Source organism: Gorillibacterium massiliense, from assembly GCF_000455485.1.
Classification (GTDB): domain Bacteria; phylum Bacillota; class Bacilli; order Paenibacillales; family NBRC-103111; genus Gorillibacterium; species Gorillibacterium massiliense.
Genome location: NZ_CBQR020000008.1, coordinates 1 through 6,451, shown reverse-complemented (window position 1 = coordinate 6,451; position 6,451 = coordinate 1). Strand labels below are relative to the sequence as shown.

8 protein-coding genes and 3 riboswitches are annotated in these 6,451 nt (G+C 45.4%); of the genes, 4 read left to right on the top strand and 4 right to left on the bottom strand.

The genetic code is table 11. The features are described 5' to 3' along the window. Positions 1-236 precede the first annotated feature (236 nt). The 3 genes from TJ79_RS00755 to TJ79_RS00745 form a co-directional block, all read right to left on the bottom strand. Entirely contained in the window at positions 237-680 is a 444-nt protein-coding gene (locus TJ79_RS00755) for a GatB/YqeY domain-containing protein (protein ID WP_040948377.1), read from the bottom strand. Between the two features lie 15 nt (positions 681-695). Further along, complete coding sequence (gene rpsU / locus TJ79_RS00750; RefSeq protein ID WP_036712328.1) at positions 696-869, bottom strand: 30S ribosomal protein S21; 174 nt, start codon at positions 867-869, stop codon at positions 696-698. 155 nt (positions 870-1,024) lie between these two features. Beyond that, positions 1,025-1,363 (bottom strand): histidine triad nucleotide-binding protein, encoded by a 339-nt coding sequence (locus TJ79_RS00745; protein WP_040948376.1) that lies wholly within the window; start codon positions 1,361-1,363, stop codon positions 1,025-1,027. A gap of 564 nt (positions 1,364-1,927) precedes the next feature. After that, positions 1,928-2,011, top strand: a riboswitch (cyclic di-GMP riboswitch). Positions 2,012-2,225: 214 nt separating this feature from the next. Here TJ79_RS00745 and TJ79_RS28390 point away from each other — a divergent pair. The 3 genes from TJ79_RS28390 (at position 2,226) to TJ79_RS00730 (ending at position 5,214) form a co-directional block, all read left to right on the top strand. Further along, positions 2,226-3,326, top strand: a complete 1,101-nt coding sequence (locus tag TJ79_RS28390; RefSeq protein WP_162162897.1) for an LPXTG cell wall anchor domain-containing protein — start codon at positions 2,226-2,228, stop codon at positions 3,324-3,326. Between the two features lie 71 nt (positions 3,327-3,397). After that, positions 3,398-4,084, top strand: coding sequence for a class D sortase (locus tag TJ79_RS00735; RefSeq protein WP_040948374.1), 687 nt, complete (start codon positions 3,398-3,400; stop codon positions 4,082-4,084). Positions 4,085-4,179: 95 nt separating this feature from the next. After that, a riboswitch (cyclic di-GMP riboswitch) is annotated at positions 4,180-4,263 on the top strand. A 42-nt stretch (positions 4,264-4,305) separates the two neighbouring features. Next, a riboswitch (cyclic di-GMP riboswitch) is annotated at positions 4,306-4,389 on the top strand. Between the two features lie 18 nt (positions 4,390-4,407). Further along, positions 4,408-5,214 (top strand): transglutaminase domain-containing protein, encoded by an 807-nt coding sequence (locus TJ79_RS00730; protein ID WP_040948373.1) that lies wholly within the window; start codon positions 4,408-4,410, stop codon positions 5,212-5,214. A 160-nt stretch (positions 5,215-5,374) separates the two neighbouring features. Here TJ79_RS00730 and TJ79_RS26435 read toward each other — a convergent pair whose 3' ends face one another. After that, the gene (locus tag TJ79_RS26435; protein ID WP_081756616.1) at positions 5,375-5,788 is read right to left on the bottom strand and encodes a hypothetical protein; all 414 of its coding nucleotides are present in this window, start codon (positions 5,786-5,788) and stop codon (positions 5,375-5,377) included. Between the two features lie 163 nt (positions 5,789-5,951). On the opposite strand from TJ79_RS26435, the gene TJ79_RS00720 reads away from it, so the two are divergent. Then, positions 5,952-6,451, top strand: a 500-nt coding sequence (locus TJ79_RS00720) for an NAD(P)-binding protein (protein WP_238322710.1), incomplete at its 3' end; no start/stop codon positions are given.

Sequence of the window (6,451 nt, the reverse complement as noted above, 5' to 3'; positions counted from 1 at the left end):
TCTGGCCACCCGCACCTGGCAGGATGCGGCTTTGGGACTTGCCTTCGGAGGCTGCATCGGCATCAGTCTTGGTCTCCTTAGCCATGCGATGCTCGTCTTGTTGAAACGAAAATAATAAGGAATATAAAAACAGCCGGTCGGGACGAATTCGTCCTGACCGGCTGTTTTCACAAAAGAGAGCTGATCCGCATGCAGACGATTCTGCTTACGGACAGCTCCTTTGTTGCGGCATGTGATTATTGCAGCTGTTGTTGAACGATCTGATTCACAAGCTTGCCGTCGGCGCGGCCCTTAACTTTGGGCATCAATGCGCTCATTACTTTGCCCATTTCCGCTTTGGAAGAAGCACCAGTTTCTTGGATGGTCTGCCTCACAATAGCATGAATTTCTTCTTCCGATAACTGCTGCGGGAGGTACTCCGCAATGATGGCGATTTCCGACTTAACGGTCTCCGCCAGGTCTTCCCGCCCTGCCTTTTCAAACTCTTGGAGGGAGTCACGGCGCTGCTTGATTTCACGACTGAGAATATCCAAGATTTCATTATCGTCCAACGTTTTGCGCTGGTCGATTTCTATATTCTTGATCGCCGAACGAACCATACGGATAACGGAGAGTCTGAATTTGTTCTGGCTCTTCATCGCTTGCTTCATGTCTTCGTTCAATTGTTCATTAAGGCTCATGTTGGCAAAGTCCTCCTAGAACTTCCGCTTACGAGCAGCCTCAGACTTTTTCTTCCGCTTGACGCTAGGCTTCTCATAGTGCTTGCGCTTTTTAACCTCAGCGAGCACCCCGTCTTTAGCGATGGAACGCTTAAAGCGGCGAAGTGCAGCATCGATGGATTCATTTTTGCGAACTTTTGTTTCCGACACCAGATTTCCCTCCCTCCGAACAGACCGTCCAAGACGATTAACACAAGGTCATCAAATTTTATTATAAGTCAAACAAAAACACGGTGTCAACCAAAGTTCTATGTCTTTGCCTATCCCGCGGAAATAGAGGGTTTCTTGAACCGATATCTGCAAGATCAATGGGTCAAACTTAGCTTTTTCCCACCTAGCAGATGATAATGTAAATGGGGAACGACCTGCCCCGCATCGGCACCGCAATTAGCAACCAAACGATAACCGGTTCCAGCGATCCCCAGCTTGTTTGCAATAACCTGCACTTTATTGTGAATGCGGCTGATGGCCGCCAGATCTTCTTGTCCGATTTCATTCATCGAAGGAATATGCTTCTTTGGAATAATCAAAACATGAACGGGAGCCGCCGGCTTTATATCATGAAAAGCAATGATCAAATCATCCTCGTAGATCAAGCGCGCAGCAGCCGTCCCAGCAACGATCCTGCAAAAGATGCATTCCATCGAAACGCCCCTCCGCTGTCCAATCTTGGCCTCCATCTAGTATAGCCTTGCCAGTATGCATTTAATCTTACGCATAGCGGAACGGGATGATCGAATAACTGATTATGTTTGATTCAGGTGTCGAATAAAAGGTAGTCATATAGGAATAGCTCTTCTCAAAATGTAGGAAAATAGTCTCTAAAATATATTGACGACAAGAAATATATGGTATAAATTGAGTATATATCTTTTTTTAGAATTATTTTAATTGGATTGATTTTATCGATTCAATGTTCGTTACTAAGAACGTCCACAGCTTTCTTTGTTCGTTACTACGAATTATGCCCCGCTATTTTACAATCCCATCAAAACAGAAACGAAACTAACTGTTCCTTTGTCAGTGGCTAATAACCTAATGTTGTCATATCCATAATTCTAAGTAAACCTATTGAATTATAATGGATTTTTGAGAAATGGAGACCTATACTCCATCATTCTCTTAAAGATACTTTGTACTCTTTTTCGAGATCATAAAGGAGGCGACAAAACCAAATCCATTGGAATAAGTGCTATAAAAACCCTTGTTTTGTGTAGGGAAGCGATGATGATTAGCCTGTAAATTGGACACTTGGGCTATTCGGAGCCAGTAGTGTAACCGGCCCTCTTAGACACTAAAACTTCAATCTAAGAGGAGTGTATTCAGTTGAAGAAAGTTTTGAGTTTGTTTCTTGCTATAGGTATTGTTGTTATGTATGCGGTAGTACCTTCTGTTTTTGCAAAAGACAGTAGTGACACTTGGGGTAAAAGTTCACTGAAATTTGTTGAATCTGCGAAAGGTACATGCACGGCAATTAGTGCAAAGTTCAAAAATGACGGGGCAGATATGAAGAGCACAGTGCAATATGAAGTGTTGTACAGTGCTAAAGGCGGCCCAAAAAGCGGAACTATTGTATATACTGGAACAGTAGGTATGCTTAGTGCAGGCCAATCTACCACCTTGTCCTACAACCCTAACGGGGTAGCCGGAAATTACATGTTTAAAGTTTATCAAGAAGCCGGACACCCTGGAAACGGCGAACTCTTCAGCGATTCAATTAGCGTATCCGCATCTTGCATTACGCCTGTACCGACACCTACACCGGATCCGACGCCAACACCTACACCAGATCCGACTCCAACACCTACACCGGATCCAACGCCAACACCTACACCAGATCCGACGCCAACACCTACACCGGATCCAACGCCAACACCTACACCAGATCCGACGCCAACACCTACACCAGATCCGACGCCAACACCTACACCGGATCCGACGCCAACACCTACACCAGATCCGACGCCAACACCTTCACCGGTTCCAACGCCAATACCTACACCAGATCCGACGCCAACACCTACACCAGATCCGACGCCAACACCTTCACCAGTTCCAACGCCAATACCTACACCAGATCCGACGCCAACACCTACACCAGATCCGACGCCAACACCTTCACCAGTTCCAACGCCAACACCTACACCAGATCCGACGCCAACACCTTCACCAGTTCCAACGCCAACACCTACACCAGATCCGACGCCAACACCTACACCAGATCCGACGCCAACACCTACACCAGATCCGACGCCAACACCTACACCAGATCCGACGCCAACACCTGAGACTACTATCCTAGATAACAACGTGCCGCTTGGTCCTATCGTAACACCTACACATACACCTACACCAACACCGACACCTACAGAAGCACCTACACCTACACCATCTCCAACAGCACCTGAAGTCTCTCTTCCAGACAATGACACACCCCAAGGGTCTGTAGCATCCAGTGAGGATGTAATCCTTGACGAGAAGGTTCCACTCGGCACACTTCCGAAAACGGGAGAATCCAACCTGATCTATTACTATGCAGCGGGTTTCGCACTTGTTGTAACGGGATTAATCGTTAGAAAAACAAGGCGAAACACGAATCAAAAATAAAAGGTTTAACGTGTAATCGAGAAGTAGAGAGAACCTCTCTACTTCTTCTCTTCTATTTGCGAGGTGAGCCTGTGCGAAAATTTTCCTATATTCTAATATCTGTTGGTTTGGTCCTGCTCATTTATCCTAAGGCCGATGAGTGGTATAACGACTACAAAATGAAATCCTTGTTAAAAGAAATAGAACAATCTCAAACTGTTGCTCCATCAAATGAACAGAAAGATCAGAAAGAACAAAATTTACAGAATGAGAGTGATGCGCTAACTACCATTTTCAGATTTGATTCGGAGGAACCTGCAAGTCCATCTCAATTAAACACTCCCCCTTCTCAACCACAACCATCTTCAAAGAATACTTCTGCACCAGTGAATCATGCCATAGCAACACTGATTATTAAAAAAATCAATTTGAAGCTTCCTGTTCTTGAAGGCTCATCTTTGCAAAATATGAAGGTTGCGGCGACACATATGACAGGCACTTCTCCAATTGGCGTGGTGGGCAATACAGCCATCGCGGCTCATCGTTCTTTGACCAAAGGAAGATTTTTCAACCGACTGAATGAAGTTGCGATTGGAGATAAAATTATAGTCCAAACCAATGGTCAAACGTTTACCTATACCGTGTATCAAACTTTGATCGTAGATCCTAAGGATGTTTCCGTTTTGAACCGCAATGAGAAAGATAGAGTGCTTACTCTGATAACATGCGACCCTGTAATAAACCCTACCCATCGTTTAATCGTTCATGCGAAAATCTAGTTCCCAGGAAATAGTATTTTCAAATAGATATTTTAAATAGATATATTGATATAATTCTAATTTATGGTATTCTAGAACTAACTAATGGAGCTATTCACGATAAATGGCAAACCTGTCGAAAGGCAGGGACGCAAAACTACAGGGCCTTCCCTAGAATAGGATGGCAGCCAGTTACCGAAAGAAGGAGCTTTTTTTATTTATTTGGCGCTACCTACAACTTTTCACGATAACGGCAAACCTGTCGAAAGGCAGAGACGCAAAGCCATAGGGCCTTCCCGTAACTGGATGGCAGCCGAGCTACCGAAGAAGAGCGTGTGATTTTTATGCGTAAGTTTGCATTTCTAATGGCAGTAGGCCTTTTTCTTCTGAATATTGCCCCAGCTAAAACCAGCGCCGCTGCCGCCGCAGATGCGACTTTTGATCTGACTAAGGTGCAAGATGGCGTGATTGGGGTTCACTATAGATCTTCGGACGATCACAAATTAAAAGTATTAATCGAAGCGAATAGCCAACGATATGTATACGATCTGAATGCCGCTGATAACCAAGAATTGTTTCCACTTCAAATGGGCAACGGCCAATATACCGTACAGGTAATGGAAAATACGAGCGGCAACAAATATCGCGCCGTAGAGAAAGAAACCGTTAACGTTAACTTGCAAAACCAAAACGAAGTGTTTCTGAATACCACACAAATTGTTAACTGGAACGACTCAATGACTGCCATCAAAAAAGCAGATGAATTGACCAAAGGTAAAAAAACAGACGAAGAAAAAGTAAAAGCGATCTACGATTACATTATTTCAACCATCAAGTATGACACCCAATTGGCAAAAACGGTTCAGTCCGGATACGTGCCAAACATCGAACAAGTGCTTACTGACCGCAAAGGTATCTGCTACGGCTATTCCGCACTGTTCGCAGCTATGCTGAGATCTGAAGGCATTCCCACGAAATTGGATATGGGAACCTCAACTTTTGTAGACGTATACCACGCTTGGAACGAAGTATTCATAAACGGCAAATGGGAAGTAATCGACACGACGGTAGATGCAAGTTTGAAAGCTTCCAAGAAATCCTTCGAAATGGTGAAGAATACGAAAGACTATAAAGTGGCCTTGGTATACTAAGATATTCAATCAGCAATTGTCCCCTTCAAACCTGGAGGGGATTTTTTATGGTTGGATTTCTCATTTGAAATAAGCCCATTAAAAAATAACCGCGAGAAGATCTCGCGGTTTAGGTCAGCGGTATCGGGGCACAGGAATATGCGGCATCCGATTCTTCCGTTCAAATAAGGGGTAGTAAGGAGAGACCGAGAAGTCCGCCTAAAGGGAATACCCTTCTGCGAAAGCGGCGGAACGGAAAGAACGGGAAGCCGAAAGGTGGGAATCCAAATCCAGGTCCAAACCCAGGTCCAAACCCGGGTCCAAACCCGGGTCCAAACCCAGGCCCAAACCCAGGTCCAAATCCAGGTCCAAACCCAGGTCCAAATCCATGCCCAAACCCAGGTCCAAACCCAGGCATGAACCGGGTCGGAGTCGCATCTCCCGCGCCTTGTCCCCAATTCGGGACTGCTAGAGATAGATGGTTGTCGTCCACACCTTCTACAATCCCATCCGCCTGCTCACCCGTGTTCATCGTGATGAGTACGTAACGGTGCAGATGGTTTTTTGCCAACTCATATGCTTCTTCCTTTTTCATGTGTCACACCTCCATGACGTGAATGTTTATTCTTCAGGATATTCACCCATGGGCATATGGCTACAAAAGGAGAAAAAAGAATCCAACCACCAGTTAGGAGTCGAGATAGACGGGGTTCTTTGCGCCCGGTATAATATGGAATGTACACGATAGGAGGAGGATCATGATGATGAAAGTCGCCGTTATCGGTGGCGGTTTGGCCGGCCTCACTGCTGCTGCCTACCTTTCGGAATCCCTGGAAATTGAGGGCGTACTTTATGAACGCAGCCCCCAACTAGGAGGCCGAGCGTTCACCTACGAAAAAAGCGGGTTCACCCTTAATTATGGAGCCCATGCCGTTTACGGCCTCGATCGGCACAACTTGACGACGATTGAAAACGAGTTAAACCTCTCGTTCAATAGCCGTCAGGTGGACAAGCGCCAGGTCATGTATGCCAAAAACGGGCAAATCACTCCGGCTCCAATCGATTTTATCAATCTCGTTCGCACCGATTTACTGACTACGATGCAAAAAGCACGGTTCATCGGCGAGATCACGGCAATCATTGCGCAAATTGATAAGTTGAAAGAGTACGCCACCCTAGGCAATTATCTGGACGATTCCAACGCAGACGATGAAATTAAGGAATTATGGGAGCATCTCGTCTGCTCCAATTTCTTCAT

Coding starts and splice junctions, on each gene's coding strand:
- TJ79_RS00755 (WP_040948377.1), bottom strand. CDS start 680: ATGAGCCTTAATGAACAATTGAACGAAGACATGAAGCAAGCGATGAAG.
- TJ79_RS28390 (WP_162162897.1), top strand. CDS start 2,226: ATGAAGAGCACAGTGCAATATGAAGTGTTGTACAGTGCTAAAGGCGGC.
- TJ79_RS26435 (WP_081756616.1), bottom strand. CDS start 5,788: ATGAAAAAGGAAGAAGCATATGAGTTGGCAAAAAACCATCTGCACCGT.
- TJ79_RS00730 (WP_040948373.1), top strand. CDS start 4,408: ATGCGTAAGTTTGCATTTCTAATGGCAGTAGGCCTTTTTCTTCTGAAT.
- TJ79_RS00745 (WP_040948376.1), bottom strand. CDS start 1,363: ATGGAATGCATCTTTTGCAGGATCGTTGCTGGGACGGCTGCTGCGCGC.